This is a genomic window from Pseudomonas sp. W22_MBD1_FP4, from assembly GCF_052113765.1.
GTDB lineage: Bacteria > Pseudomonadota > Gammaproteobacteria > Pseudomonadales > Pseudomonadaceae > Aquipseudomonas > Aquipseudomonas sivasensis.
The window spans coordinates 38986-52951 of the sequence record NZ_JBGQOI010000014.1 but is presented as its reverse complement, the minus strand read 5'-3'; the positions used below and the strand labels follow the sequence as shown (position 1 = coordinate 52951).

Here is a 13966-nt window from a genome sequence, read left to right as displayed (position 1 = left end):
ATGTTCGAGCAGGAAGTTACGAGCAGAAATCCAGCGGCAGCCGGCGCGGTACAAACTGGCCCTGGCCGAGCTGTTCAGCGTCACGCAGGGTGCGCCAGGTGTAGTTGAGCGCCGATTGCACCGCGCTCACCAGACCTTCGCCCTGAGCGATCCGCCCGGCCAGTGCGCTGGCCAGGGTGCAGCCAGAACCGTGATAGCTGCCGGGCAGGCGCTGGCAGGTAAAGGTCTGGTGCGTGCCGTCGCGGCTGTAGAGGCGGTTGTGCACTTCATGCTCGTCGCCATGTCCGCCGGTGATCAACAGATGCTTTATAAATGGCAGCAGTTTTTCGGCGCATTCGTCCGCGGTGCCTTCGGGCAGTTCGGCGAGAATGCGCGCTTCGGGCAGGTTCGGTGTGGCAATCAGCGACAACGGCAGCAGCCGCTCGCGCATGGCGTAGCCCACTTCGTCCTTGCCCAGGCTCCCGCCGCCGCCGGCACGCAGCACCGGGTCGCACACCACCGGCAGGTGCGGATGCGCCTGCAGCAGTTCGACCACGGTGTCGACCATTGCGGTGGAACCGAGCATGCCCAACTTGACCGCCGCTACTTCGGAATCGCCGAGCACGGCATTGGCCTGGGCCAGTACCCACTCGCGGTCGAGCACGCGAAAATCGCTGACATTGACGGTGTTCTGCACGGTCAGGGCAGTAACGGCCGGAGCCGCATGGCACCCTTGGGCGAGCAGGGCTTCGATATCTGCCTGCAAGCCGGCGCCACCACTGGGATCATGGCCGGAGAGACAGAGGACAACAGGGCGAGAGCTGTAGATATTCATGGTGCGCGAGCTTACCACCAAACGCTTTTGGCGTGGCCTTCGCCCGATGGTTGAATTTTGTCCAGGAGGCGACGCTTTTTTGGCACTTTTCTTCTCGCAAAAGTGTGCTGAAAGCCTTGTCCTAGAGCCTTCAGGAAAATTATTTCAATGGTGTCCAATGGCCTTTAGCGGCTATGCTAAAGTGGATCCAAACAACTTAACTGTATCGCCGGTGTACGTCTTCTCAAAAGGAATGGGGGCTTTTGACATAACCGGACAGGCCACGCTGGGGCTCTATGCGCTATTTGCTGATCTTATTGTTGTGCGGGCTGCCGATGCTCGCCAACGCCATCGAGTTCCACCAGGACACCCGCAGCCTGGCACTGGGCCGAGCCATGCAAGTGCTCGAAGACCCGACCGATGCCCTCACGATTGCCGATGTCAGCGCGCCTTCCGCCGCCCGACAATTCAAACCCCACGATAAAGACACCCTCAATGCCGGCTATTCACGCTCGGTGTTCTGGCTCAAGGTCAACCTGCATTACCTGCCCCACAGCCCCGAGGCCCAACGCACTTGGTTGCTGGAGTTGGCCTACCCGCCGCTGGACCACCTTGACCTGTACCTGCCCGATAGCACCGGCAACTATCGCCTGGCCGGGCGCACCGGGGATGCGTTGCCGTTTTCCGCCCGTGAGATTCGCCAGAACAACTACCTGTTCAAGATCGATTTCACCCCCGGTGAGGCGAAAACCGTGTACCTGCGCCTGCAAAGCGAAGGCTCGATCCAGGCCCCGCTGACCCTTTGGTCCAGCACCGCCTACCTGGAACAGCAGCCGCTGCGCTTGTATGTATTGGGCCTGATCTACGGCGTGTTGTTGGGGATGCTGGTGTACAACCTGTTTATCTACCTCAGCGTGCGCGACACCAGCTACCTCTATTACATCTTCTATATCGCCTCGTTCGGCATGTACCAGTTGTCGGTCAACGGCGCGGCAGTGGAGTATTTCTGGCCGAACAACCCCTGGTGGGCGAATGCCGCGACGCCGTTCCTGATCGGTGCGGCAGCGTTGTTTGGCAGCTTGTTCGCGCGCAGCTTCCTGCATACGGCGCAGCACAGTCGCTGGATCAACCGCTTACTGCTGGCGTTGGTGGCCTGCGGTGCCGTGGTGATGTTGTTATCGCTGATGACCAGCTACGCCCTGGCGCTGCGCCTGGCTACCGGCTTGGCGTTGGTGTTTACCGTGACTATCTTTGTCGCCGCCATCAAGGCCTGGTACTGCGGGCAGCGGGTGGCGCGCTATTTCATCATTGCTTGGTCGGCCTTCCTGCTGGGCGGAGTGGTGAATACGCTGATGGTGCTGGGCTACCTGCCCAATGTGTTCCTTACGATGTACGCCAGCCAGATCGGCTCGGCGATTGAAGTGGCGCTGTTGTCCCTGGCGTTGGCTGATCGCATCAATGCCATGCGTGAGCAACAGGCGCAGATTCTGCTCGACGCCAGCCAGAAGCTCGAAGTGCTCAACCAGCAACTCGCCCGCAGCAACCGGCTCAAGGATGAGTTCCTCGCCACCCTGACCCACGAACTGCGCACCCCTATGAACGGCGTGATCGGCTCCCTTGAGTTGATGCAAACCGTGCCACTGGACGACGACCTCGCGCAATACCAGCAAACCGCCGCCGGCTCGGCGCGGGACATGATGCGCATGGTCAACGGCATTCTGACCCTCACCGAACTGCAGGCCGGGCGCCTCAGTGCACAGCTTCAGGTGTTCAGCCTGCGCGGCGTGCTCGACACCTTGCGCCAGCAATTCAGCGCCAGCGCCCAAGCCAAAGGCTTGGCGTTTTCCATCGATGTGGCCGATGAACTGCCGGACCGCGTGGTGGGCGACGCGGACAAACTTATCCAGTGCCTGGATTGCCTGCTGGACAACGCATTCAAGTTCACCCACGAAGGCGCCGTGCGCCTGCGGGTGGTGGGCGTGCCCCACAGCGACGGTGGCTTGCGCCTGAGCTTTATTGTGACCGACACCGGTATTGGCTTCGCCTTCCTCGACGAGGCCACCCTGTACCAGCGGTTTTTCCAGCTCGATGGCTCCATGACTCGTGAATACGGCGGCATGGGTATCGGCCTGGCTATCTGCCGGCAATTGATCGAGCTGTTGGGCGGGCGCCTCACGCACCATTCCGAGCCAAGCAAGGGCAGTCGTTTTCAACTGGAAGTGGAAGTCAGCCCGGTGGCGCCTGAAGCAAAACCGGCGGCGGATCGGCAGCGCGCGCCTCAGGATTGCGCGGTGCTGCTGGTGGATGACAACAGCATCGGCCAACTGGTGGTGCGCGGCATGTTGCTCAAGCTCGGTTACCGAGTGAAAAACGTGGACAGCGGCCCGAGCGCATTAGCGGCCTTGCAGAGGGGCAATTTCGACGCGGTGGTGTTGGATATACCTGAGGGCGGCTTCTCATTGTGCTGTCAGATCCGTGCACTGCCGGGCTGTGCAGAGTTGCCGGTGATTGCCTTGAGCACGTCGCTGAATGTGTCTGAGCGCGAGCACTGTCATGGCATCGGTGTGTCCGACCGCCTCGCCAAGCCTGTGCGCTTTGAGGCCTTGCGGGCCGTGTTGGAGCGCCGGGTGCTGTGTCCGCAAGAGGGTGAAAGCGCCGGGCATTCGGCGGGTATGTCACTTTTTTAAGGCGGGTGACGGTGCTTAACTGAAATTCAGGCCTCAACTCAACGGGGCTTTTTCCATGAGGCCCCGTCATGAACCTGCACCCGTTCGCCGAAACCCACGACGTCACTAACCAGCCCCCATCCCTGGATGGCACCAACCTTTACCGCATCGATCTGCCGTTGCAAGAGTGGTCGCGCCGCTTTGGTGCCGGCTGGGCGCAAGCGCGCCTCGATGCCTATGGCGCGCTGGCCGGAGGGCCGTTGATGGCGGCCGGTTTCCTGGCGAACCAGAACAAGCCCGTGTTCAACAGCCATGACCGTTATGGTCATCGCATCGACCTGGTGGAATTTCATCCTGCTTACCACGAACTGATGCGTATCGCCGTCGAACACGGCCTGCCGTCGTTGCCGTGGGCACACCCGCAGTCCGGCGCTCATGTGGCGCGGGCCGCGATGACTTATCTCCACAGCCAGGCCGAAGCCGGCACTGGCTGCCCGCTGACCATGACCTTCGCCTGCGTCCCGGCCCTGCGCCTGCAATCGGACCTGGCGAAGACGTGGTTGCCGAAAATCCTCAGCACCGAATATGACCCGCGCAATGTCGGTATCGCCCATAAGACCGGCGCCACCATCGGCATGGCCATGACCGAAAAACAGGGCGGCACCGATGTGCGGGCCAATACCACTCGCGCGTATCCGGTAGGCGCCGGCGGTCCAGGGCAAGCTTATGAGCTGGTGGGGCATAAGTGGTTCTGCTCGGCACCGATGTGCGATGCGTTCCTGACGCTGGCTCAGACCGACAAGGGCCTGACCTGTTTCCTACTGCCTCGGCACCGCCCGGATGACACGCGCAACGAGTTCTATATCCAGCGCCTTAAAAACAAGCTCGGTAACTGCTCCAACGCCTCTAGCGAAGTGGAGTTTCGCGGTGCCCTGGCCTGGATGATCGGCGAAGAAGGTCGTGGCGTGCCGACCATCATCGAGATGGTCGCCATGACCCGCTTTGACTGCATGGTCGGCTCCAGCGCCTTGATGCGCCAGGCGTTGACCCAGGCCAGTCATCATTGCGCCCATCGTTTGGTAGGTGGCCGTGTACTCAGTGAGCAACCGCTGATGCAAAACGTGCTGGCCGACCTGGCCCTGGAAAGCGAAGCCTCGCTGGCCTTGAGCATGCGCATGGGCTGCGCCCTGGATAATCTGGGTGATGAGCGGGAGGCCAAATTCGCCCGGCTGGTGACAGCGGTGGGCAAATATTGGATCTGCAAGCGCGCCCCGGCGATGATCAACGAAGCCGCCGAGTGCATGGGCGGCGCGGGTTATGTCGAGGACAGTATCCTGCCGCGCTTGTACCGTGAGGCACCGGTAAATTCGACGTGGGAAGGTTCCGGCAATGTGCAGTGCCTGGACGTGCTGCGCGCTCTGTCCAAAGAGCCCGGCGTGCTGGAAGCGCTGTTTGTCGAACTCGGTGACGGGCATGGCGATAAGCAGCTGGCGCGGCACATCGAACAACTGAAGTCGGCGTTCATGGACACCCAGGACATTCAGTATCGCGCGCGGCAGTTGACTGAGGACATCGCCGTGGCACTGCAGGCCAAGTTATTGCTGGAGGCCGGTCATGGGGCGGTCAGCGATGGGTTTATCGCCAGTCGTTTGGGCGAGTCGTCTGGCCGCGTCTACGGCACCTTGCCGCGTGGCGTCGATGTCGGGGCCATCGTCGCGCGCTCAAGCCCCAATGTCTCTGAATAGACACGGTCCAAATGTGGGAGGGGGCTTGCTCCCGATGGCTGAGTGTCCGTCAGCCTATCTATAAACTGACCCACCGCTATCGGGAGCAAGCCCCCTCCCACAGGGATTGCAGCCATCTTGGGAGGGCACTCCAATTCAAGGTTTGCGTCTGACAGGGATACAGGCAAGATAAAGGCCTGCAAGTCAGAACACAGGATGCTTACCGTGACCGAAGCTTTTGTTGTCGTTCAAACCGCCGAAGAGGCCGTGGATCGGCTGGCGGCCCTGCATGAGCGGGCTACCGGCGCGCTCAATCAAGCCCTCAAGCAATACCTCAAGGACCGCGTCGAACCCGACGCCGCACAACGCGCGTTGTTTCGTTATCCAGAATTGCGCCTGACCTACCATTGCCACGGCGAAGTCCCACAGACTACCCGGGCGTATGCCAAGGTCCAGCTACCAGGGACCTACAGCGTTACCGTCACCCATCCGGCGGCGTTTCGTAAGTATTTGCTGGAACAATTGGTGCCGCTGATGCACGACTTCACCGTGACGGTGGAAGTGGGCGTCAGCCAGCAGAACATTCCGTACCCGTACGTGGTAGAGCAGGGCGACGAACTGGCCGGCTCTGGCGTAACCGCGGCCACCCTGGCCCGTGTGTTCCCCAGCACGGATCTGTCGGCCGCCACCGATGGGATCGCCGACGGCCTCTACGACTGGGAAAACACCGACCCGCTACCCCTTGCACTGTTCGATGCAGCGCGTGTGGACTTCTCCCTGCGCCGCCTGGTGCATTACACCGGCAGCGACTGGCGCCATGTGCAGCCATGGATCCTGCTCACCAACTACCACCGTTATGTCGACCAGTTCATCCTGCATGGCCTGGAGCAACTGCGCAGCGACCCGCGCTTTATCCGCATGGTGCTGCCGGGCAACGTGGTGATCGATAAGAGCATGGACCACGGCGAAGCATCGGCCATTGCCGCGGGCGTGGTCTGGCATCGCTATCAGATGCCGGCCTATCACCTGCAGGCCAGCGATGGTCACGGCGTAACGCTGGTGAACATCGGCGTCGGCCCGTCCAACGCCAAGAACATCACTGACCACCTGGCCGTGCTGCGTCCGCATTGCTGGCTGATGATTGGCCACTGCGGCGGCCTGCGCCAATCCCAGACCATTGGCGACTACGTACTGGCCCACGCCTATATGCGCCGCGACGGGATTCTCGACCGCGTGGTGCCGCCGAACATTCCGATCCCGGCCCTGGCCGAAGTGCAGATGGCCTTGCAGCAAGCCGCCGCCAACGTCACCGGCGAAAAAGGCGAAGAGCTGAAAAAGCGCCTGCGCACCGGCACCGTGCTGACCTACGACGATCGCAACTGGGAACTGCGCTGGGCCCAGGAACGGCCATTGATCAACTTGTCCCGCGCCGTGGCGGTGGACATGGAAAGCGGCACCATCGCCGCCCAGGGCTACCGCTTGCGCGTACCGTACGGCACGTTGTTGTGTGTGTCGGACAAGCCGCTGCACAGTGAGATCAAATTGCCGGGTTCGGCCAACGCGTTCTACGAACGTGCGGTCAGCCAGCACTTGAAGATTGGCATCGAGGCGGTGGACCTGTTGCGCACCGAACTCAACTCGCTGCACTCGCGCAAGCTGCGCAGCTTCGACGAGCCGCCGTTCCGCTAAGCGGTTGGGATGGTCATTTAGCGGTCAGGCCACTAGCATTGTCGGTCCTGACCGTTAGATGTTCCTTTTGCCATGTCCCGTCCTACTCGCCCCGATTCGCGCCGCCCTGGCGTGAAACCTCCGTATTCTGCTGCGCGCCGTGTTGCCAAGGCGCCACCTGCCGAGCCGAAGTTGGTCCTGTTCAATAAACCCTTCGATGTGCTGACCCAGTTCAGCGACGAAGGCGGGCGCGCGACGCTCAAGGACTTTATCGACATCCCCGGCATTTACCCGGCAGGCCGCCTGGACCGTGACAGCGAAGGCCTCTTGCTGCTGACCAACGATGGCCAGTTGCAGGCGCGTATTGCCGATCCCAAGCACAAACTGGCGAAAACGTACTGGGTGCAGGTGGAAGGCGAACCCACCGAAGCATTACTGCAACGCCTGCGCGACGGAGTAGAACTCAACGACGGCAAAACCTTGCCCGCCGAGGCCCGGCGTTTGGACGAGCCTGAGTTATGGCCACGCAACCCGCCGGTACGCTTTCGCAAAAACCTACCGACTTACTGGCTTGAACTGGTGATTCGAGAGGGGCGTAACCGCCAGGTGCGACGCATGACCGCCGCCGTGGGCCTGCCGACCTTGCGTCTGGTACGGGTGCGTATTGGCGATTGGACAATCGACGGCCTGGACCAAGGCCAATGGAAGGAAGTACCCGCGCGTTTATAAAGCGCCGGACTCGATGAGGCCGATCACCACGCTCTTGATGATGAACGCGGCCACGCCCAGGCCCAGCACGAAAAACAGGATGAACGAACCAAAGCGCCCGGCCTTGGATTTCTTCGCCAGGTCCCAGACGATAAAGCCCATGAAAATGATCAGGACGGTGACCAGGCCGGTCATCATCCATTCTTCGAAGAGTGCGGGGTCGATGTTATTCATGGGGGCTTCCGACGGGGCAGGCGGCAAGTATACGGCAGTGCTACAGACGCAACATTGACCTGGATCGAAGTGCGTTCCAAATGTGGGAGGGGGCTTGCTCCGGATGGCGGTGTGTCAGTCAGCTAATCTGTGGCTGACACACCGTCATCGGGAGCAAGCCCCCTCCCACAGTTGACCTTCACCGATCTTAAGTACGCAGGTGGGTCAGCGGCAATTCGGTGCTGTTGAGCACCTGGTTCAGCACAAAGCTCGACCGGACGCTGGTCACGCCTTCAATGCGAGTGAGGTGGCCCAGCAGCAGCTTCTGGTAGTGATCCATGTCCGGCACCACCACTTTCAACTGATAGTCAGCATCCATCCCCGTCACCAAACTGCACTCCAGCACCTGGGGCAAGGTGCGGATGGCTGCTTCGAAATTCTCGAAGCGCTCCGGTGTATGCCGGTCCATACCGATCAGTACATAGGCGGTGAGGCTCAGGCCGAGCATCTTGCGGTCGAGCAGGGCGACCTGGCGGGAGATGTAGCCGTCGTCCTCCAACTGCTTGACCCGGCGCGAGCACGGCGACGGCGACAAGCCGATGCGCTCGGCCAACTCCTGGTTGGAGATCCTCGCGTCGCGCTGCAATTCCGCCAAAATACTCAGGTCGTATCGGTCAAGCTTGCTCATTGGGTTGGCCTTTGTCGTAACTATTGCGGCGAATTATCCATGAAGGGTTAAAAATTGCGCAAGCACTGTTTATTGACGCAATCTTCGCAATCATCTGTCGGGCGCTGGCGGGTATCTTTATCAACAGAATCACCGCCTGGACAACAGTCCACAGCAGCTCGCCCAATCAGGCCTGCTGCGGCCGCCACCCCAGCAGGGTTGAGCCGGCCTCCAGGCTGCACACTGTCCACAAGACGGCGTGAGGTGAGCCAACGTCAAAAGCGTTGAGCATGGACGAAGTTCTCAAGGGGTGGCCGACGGGTCACCCCTTTTCTTTTGCCTTAAGAAAATTGTTCTCGTGACTGATAACCTGTCTCAGAACCGGGCGAGGCTTTTCCAGTCTCATGTTCAAGCCCTAATCCGCAGTGAGGAATAGCATGAAGCGCATCTGGCGTATGGCAGGTGTTGGTTTGCTGGTGGTCACCGTCGGCACGCAAGTGATGGCTGAAGAGCAACGCCCTGAAGCGGGCGGCCAGCATGAAAGAGGGGCGGAGCGTGGTCGGCAGGGTAACGAACAGCCGCGCCCGCAAAATAACCAGCCGCGCCCGCAGCCTCAGAACAATCAACCACGGCCCGAAAACAATCAGCCGCGTCCACAGAACCCGCATTTTGATCGCGCCGAGCAACAACAGCACGGTGGCGGACAGGGACAAGCTCGCCCGCAAGGTGCCGAACAGCCTCGGCCAGCACCGCAGCCTGCGAATAACCTGCCGATCCAGAGCCGCCCCGATACCGTGCGCCAGACCCAGGAGCCACGCCAGGGTTACTACCGTGACATCCCGCGTCGTAACGACGGCAACCAGCATTGGGAGGCCGGTGGTCCCGGTTCACGTCCGGGCAACAACGGCGGCGGTTACAACAACGGCCATCCTGGCGATAACCGTTGGCCAGGCCGTCCCGATGGGCATGGCAACGGCTGGGGCCCTGGCCCGCAATATCGTCCCGGTTATATCGTCGACCGCTTCCCCGACCGCAATTACCGCGTGCCGTACCGTGGCCAGGATTACTTCTTCTCCGGCGGCTACTGGTACCGCCCTCAAGGCCCGCGCTATGTAGTCGTGGCGCCGCCGTATGGGATTCGGGTGCATTACTTGCCGGACTATGCGCGCGAAGTCTGGGTCGGTGGCTCGCTGTTGTTCCTCGCCGCTGGCGCTTACTACGCCTACGAACAAAGCACCCAGCAATACGTGGTGGTGCAACCGCCGGCGCAAGTGCCGGCGCCGCAGCCAGCACCGCAAGGCAATGGCTATGACGTGGTGGCCTATCCCGCCAACGGGCAGTCACCGGCGCAAGTCCAGCAGGACGGTTACGACTGTTATCGCTGGGCGGTGCAACAAAGCGGCTTCGACCCGCAGGCGGCCACCTACGCCCCTGACCCAGCGGTGGTGCAAACCTACCGCCAGGCCCAGGGCAACTGCCTGAGCAGTCGCGGGTATCAGGTGCAGTACTAGGCCTTGGCGCCCGTGACCACTTCTCGTGGGTCGGCGTGCACCAGCACTTCGGCACGCGGGTAGGCGGCGTGAATGGCATCGGCGGCCTGGTCGCTGATGCCGTGGGCCACTGACAGCGTCAACTCCCCTGGCAGCTCCAGGTGCAACTGCACAAACCAATGGTTGCCGGAGATGCGCGTGCGCAAGTCATGGGCACCCAGCACCCCCGGCACGCCGCGCGCCAGTTCCAGCATGTGCTGGCTGACGTCCGGCGGCAGTTCCTCGTCCATCAACACCGCAAAGCTTTCCTTGGCGATCTGGATCGCGCTCCACAAAATGTAGGCGGCGATGCCCAGGCCGAACCAAGCGTCGAACTGATGAAAACCCATGCCCGCCAGCACCAGCGCCACGAGGATGCTGCCGTTGAGCAGCAAGTCCGAGCGATAGTGCAACGAGTCCGCCCGCACGGCATTGGAGCCGGTTTCGCGCACAACTCGGTGTTGCAGCATCAGCAGTGCCACGGTCAGCGCCAGGGAAAACACGATCACCCCAATGCTCAGCCACGGCGCGCCGACCGGTTCCGGATGCTGCAAACGCTCGTAGGCCTGCAAGGCGATCAGCACCGCACTACCACCGATAAACAACGCCTGGGCCATGCCCGCCAGCGACTCCGCCTTGCCGTGGCCGTAACGGTGATCGTCATCGGCTGGGCGCAGGGCGTAATGGACCGCCAGCAGGTTCAGCAGCGAGGTCACGCCATCGAGCAGTGAGTCAGTCAACCCGGCGAGCATGCTCACCGAGCCGCTGAGCCACCAGGCGATGGCCTTTGTGACGATCAGCGCACAGGCCACGCCCACCGAGGCGCGGGTGGCCAGGCGTAACAGCCGGGCGTGTTCGGGACTGCTGGTCATAAACGTTCCTTAGGCGGCGGGTTGCAGGCCCAGGGACGCAAGTTGTTGCACGCTGCCCTTGAACTGGATCATGCGTGGGTCGTCGAGCGGCAGGGTGCGGCCGGTTTCTTTCTGGATGATGCTTTGCAGCTTGGCGTTGTCGACCTTGCCGTCGGCGCCGATAGCTTCCTGGAGTTTTTCCGGGGCGACCTGGGCCGTCTTGCCGGGTTCGAAATAGATCGCGCCCGTGGCGAAGTCGACGCCGAACGCGATCAAGCCAGGGATCACGTAGAACAACAGGCCTACGGCATCGAGCACGGCGATGGCCGGGTCGATCTTGCCGTCGATCTGGCCACGACGGTCCGGGTAGAAAATCGAACCGCAGGCCGTCAGTTGGCTCAGCAGGGTGACGGCGAGGACACCGCCGATGACACGGGAAGCGATACGCATGAAGACTCTCCTGAACACGGTTGATAGGGGACTATATAGCACTGCCATTGAGACCATCGTCGGCATCCGGCAGTTCGCCGTTATACTCGCCGCTCTGCTTTGGAGCCAGTATGAATTCGTTGCCGATCGATGATGTTTTACCCGCCCTGCGTGACGCCTTGGCGAATCGCCATGAAGCCGTGCTGGAAGCGCCACCCGGCGCCGGTAAAACCACCCGTGTGCCCTTGGCCCTATTGAATGAACCCTGGCTGGCCGGGCAGACCATCCTGATGCTCGAACCCCGGCGTTTGGCCGCTCGCGCCGCCGCCGAACGTCTGGCCAGCGAGCTGGGCGAAAAGGTCGGTGAAACCGTCGGCTACCGCATCCGCCTCGACAGCAAAGTCGGCCCCAACACCCGCATCGAAGTCGTCACCGAAGGCATCCTCACGCGCCGCCTGCAGGACGACCCGGCGCTGGACGGCGTGGGCCTGCTGATCTTTGACGAGTTTCACGAACGCAGCCTCGACGCCGACCTGGCGCTGGCCTTGAGCCTCAACGGCCGCGAGTTGTTTCGCGACGAGCAACCGCTGAAAATCCTGCTGATGTCTGCGACCCTTGAAGGCGAGCGCCTGGCCAGCCTGTTGGATGACGCGCCGATCCTGCGCAGTGAAGGGCGCATGTTCCCGGTGCAGATGCGCTGGGGCCGGCCGTACCAGGCCGGTGAATTTATCGAGCCGCGTGTGGTGCAGACTATCCTCGAAGCCGTGCATGACGAGACCGGCAGCGTGTTGGTGTTTCTGCCGGGGCAAGCCGAGATTCGGCGGGTCCACCAGCAACTGGTCGACGCGCTGGGTGATCGCCCTGATGTGCTGTTGTGCCCCCTGCATGGCGAGCTGGACCTGAATGCCCAACGCGCCGCCATCGACCCGGCACCCGCTGGTAAACGCAAAGTCGTACTGGCTACCAACATCGCCGAGACCAGCCTGACCATCAACGGCGTACGCGTGGTGATCGACGCCGGGTTGGCGCGCGTGCCGCGTTTCGACCCCGGCAGCGGCATGACCCGCCTCGACACCCAGCGTATCTCCCGCGCCAGCGCCACCCAGCGCGCCGGTCGGGCAGGGCGCTTGGAACCGGGGGTGTGTTATCGGTTGTGGTCCGAAGACCAGCATGAAGGGCTGGCCGCGTATGGCAGTGCGGAAATCCTTGCGGCCGACCTCGCCGGCCTCGCCTTGCAGCTGGCGCGCTGGGGCGTCACTCCCACGCAACTGGTGTGGCTGGATCTGCCGCCGACCGCCGCGTATGCCCAGGCCCAGGATTTGTTGCAACGCCTCGGTGCATTAAACGAAGACACACTCACCGCCCACGGCCAGAAAATGGCCGAGCTGCCGGCCCATCCGCGCATTGCCCACTTGCTGTTGCGCGGGCAGGACTTGGGGTTGGCGGCCACCGCCTGTGATGTCGCCGCCTTGCTGGGTGAGCGCGATATCTTGCGCGGTGGCGGCGCGGATTTGCACAGTCGTCTGGCCCTGCTGTCCGGCGAAGAGCGGGCGCGCGGAACCCAAGGCGGTGTGCAGCGGGCCAAGCAATTGGCGCGGCAATATCGCAGCTATTTAAGAGGCCAGGCGACCCAACCGGTGCCCGACCCCGATCACCCGCGCTGGCTCGGTGCGTTGCTGGCGCTGGCCTACCCGGACCGTGTCGCCCAGCAACGTCGCCCCGGCGGTGCCGAATACCGCCTGGCCAACGGCCGCGCGGCGCTGTTCGCCGAAGCCGACAGCCTGATGAAACAACCCTGGCTGGTCATCGCCGACCTTGGCAGCCGCCAGGGCCAGCGCGAAGAACGCATCTACTTGGCGGCGGATTTTGATCCGGCACTGTTCGACTCGGTACTCTCCGAGCAAGTGCGCAACGTCGACCAGTTGGATTGGGACGAACGCGAAGGCGTGCTGCGTGCCGAGCGCCAGCGCAAAGTCGGCGAACTGGTGCTCAGCCGCGAACCTCTCACCGGTCTCGACGAAAACGCACGCAGCCAGGCGCTGGTCAATCTGGTGCGGCGCAAAGGCCTGGAGTTGTTGCCGTGGACGCCTGAGCTGCGCCAATGGCAGTCCCGCGTCATGCTGCTGCGCCAACTGGACGTCGGCAAAATCAGCGACTGGCCCGACATCAGCGACAGCGCCTTGCTCGCCGACCTGGAACACTGGCTGATGCCCTACTTGGGCAAGGTCTCGCGCCTGAGCCATTTCGCCAACCTGGATATCTCCAGCTACCTGCACAACCTCTTACCCTGGCCGCTGCCCCAGCGCCTGGACGAGCTGGCGCCGCAGCATGTGAAGGTGCCATCGGGGTCATCGGTGCGGTTGGATTACAGCGAACAACCGCCGATCCTGGCGGTGCGCTTGCAGGAATTGTTCGGGCTGGCGGATACGCCAAGGATTGCGGGCGGGCGTCAGGTGGTGAAGTTGCACCTATTGTCCCCGGCGCGGCGGCCGGTGCAGGTAACGCAGGATCTGGCGAACTTCTGGCGCAGTACGTACGCCGAGGTGAAGAAGGATTTGAAGGGCCGGTACCCCAAGCACTATTGGCCGGATGATCCGTTGATCGCAGAGCCGACCGCGAGGATCAAACCCCGAAAGTAAGCGTGATAGAGATCCAAATGTGGGAGGGGGCTTGCCCTCGATGACTGTGGGCCAGTTACAGATGAGTTGACTGACACAC

At 62.2% G+C, this 13966-nt stretch carries 11 protein-coding genes; 6 read left to right on the top strand and 5 right to left on the bottom strand.

Annotation, left to right across the window (positions count from 1 at the left end):
* Positions 1–16 precede the first annotated feature (16 nt).
* On the bottom strand, positions 17–814 hold the full coding sequence (locus ACEN2T_RS18500; RefSeq protein WP_032884614.1) for a hydroxymethylpyrimidine/phosphomethylpyrimidine kinase: 798 nt from the start codon (positions 812–814) through the stop codon (positions 17–19).
* A gap of 275 nt (positions 815–1089) precedes the next feature.
* On the opposite strand from ACEN2T_RS18500, the gene ACEN2T_RS18495 reads away from it, so the two are divergent.
* The 4 genes from ACEN2T_RS18495 to ACEN2T_RS18480 all read left to right on the top strand — a co-directional run bounded on the left by ACEN2T_RS18495 (position 1090) and on the right by ACEN2T_RS18480 (position 7580).
* Positions 1090–3480: a hybrid sensor histidine kinase/response regulator gene (locus tag ACEN2T_RS18495; RefSeq protein ID WP_442117291.1), complete on the top strand. Its 2391-nt coding sequence runs from the start codon at positions 1090–1092 to the stop codon at positions 3478–3480.
* Positions 3481–3548: 68 nt separating this feature from the next.
* Complete coding sequence (locus tag ACEN2T_RS18490; protein ID WP_442117290.1) at positions 3549–5204, top strand: acyl-CoA dehydrogenase family protein; 1656 nt, start codon at positions 3549–3551, stop codon at positions 5202–5204.
* A 195-nt stretch (positions 5205–5399) separates the two neighbouring features.
* Positions 5400–6872: an AMP nucleosidase gene (gene amn / locus ACEN2T_RS18485; protein ID WP_163033266.1), complete on the top strand. Its 1473-nt coding sequence runs from the start codon at positions 5400–5402 to the stop codon at positions 6870–6872.
* 72 nt (positions 6873–6944) lie between these two features.
* Positions 6945–7580, top strand: coding sequence for a pseudouridine synthase (locus ACEN2T_RS18480; RefSeq protein ID WP_095186216.1), 636 nt, complete (start codon positions 6945–6947; stop codon positions 7578–7580).
* On the opposite strand, the gene ACEN2T_RS18475 is transcribed toward ACEN2T_RS18480, so the two are convergent.
* Together ACEN2T_RS18475 and ACEN2T_RS18470 are read right to left on the bottom strand one after the other, a co-directional pair.
* A complete protein-coding gene (locus ACEN2T_RS18475; protein ID WP_032884769.1) occupies positions 7575–7784 on the bottom strand; it encodes a DUF2788 domain-containing protein in 210 nt (69 codons plus the stop codon). The two genes, ACEN2T_RS18480 and ACEN2T_RS18475, sit on opposite strands and share 6 nt — an antisense overlap.
* A 196-nt stretch (positions 7785–7980) precedes the next feature.
* Positions 7981–8460, bottom strand: a complete 480-nt coding sequence (locus tag ACEN2T_RS18470; protein ID WP_003176264.1) for an Lrp/AsnC family transcriptional regulator — start codon at positions 8458–8460, stop codon at positions 7981–7983.
* Between the two features lie 416 nt (positions 8461–8876).
* Here ACEN2T_RS18470 and ACEN2T_RS18465 point away from each other — a divergent pair, with 416 nt between their 5' ends.
* A complete protein-coding gene (locus ACEN2T_RS18465; protein ID WP_181640289.1) occupies positions 8877–9950 on the top strand; it encodes a DUF6515 family protein in 1074 nt (357 codons plus the stop codon).
* On the opposite strand, the gene ACEN2T_RS18460 is transcribed toward ACEN2T_RS18465, so the two are convergent.
* Positions 9947–10840 (bottom strand): cation diffusion facilitator family transporter, encoded by an 894-nt coding sequence (locus tag ACEN2T_RS18460; RefSeq protein ID WP_032884620.1) that lies wholly within the window; start codon positions 10838–10840, stop codon positions 9947–9949. The genes ACEN2T_RS18465 and ACEN2T_RS18460 overlap by 4 nt on opposite strands.
* 9 nt (positions 10841–10849) lie before the next feature.
* On the bottom strand, positions 10850–11269 hold the full coding sequence (locus ACEN2T_RS18455) for a hypothetical protein (protein ID WP_032884621.1): 420 nt from the start codon (positions 11267–11269) through the stop codon (positions 10850–10852).
* Positions 11270–11379: 110 nt separating this feature from the next.
* On the opposite strand from ACEN2T_RS18455, the gene hrpB reads away from it, so the two are divergent.
* A complete protein-coding gene (gene hrpB / locus ACEN2T_RS18450) occupies positions 11380–13887 on the top strand; it encodes an ATP-dependent helicase HrpB (protein WP_442117289.1) in 2508 nt (835 codons plus the stop codon).
* Positions 13888–13966 lie beyond the last annotated feature (79 nt).